1 pseudogene is annotated in these 276 nt (G+C 48.6%); it reads right to left on the reverse strand.

Features of this window, described 5'->3' with window-relative positions:
• Positions 1–276 (reverse strand): annotated as a pseudogene (gene cls, locus AB4585_RS27560) (cardiolipin synthase A); the annotation flags it as partial.

Below are 276 nucleotides of genomic sequence, written 5' to 3' on the forward strand. Positions count from 1 at the left end.
CTGTTGGGCCTGTGATTCGCACCATCACGTCGACCCACATTCCAACCCCCGCACTTTGTTTGAAATACTCAGGATCCACAAGGTTCATTGAGCCCGTGTAGGCAACATTATCATCGATAACGATGATTTTTCTATGCTGTCTCAAATCAAGACGACGTAGGAACATACGCCAAGGGTTTACCTGCAGAGCTTGAACCACCTCGACACCGGCATCCATCATCATCTTGCACCAAGAAGAGGAGAAGAACTTTCGGCTACCCGCAGCATCAATAAGGA

Origin of the sequence: Vibrio sp. 10N.222.49.C9 (assembly GCF_041474985.1) — a bacterium.
Lineage (GTDB): Bacteria > Pseudomonadota > Gammaproteobacteria > Enterobacterales > Vibrionaceae > Vibrio > Vibrio crassostreae_C.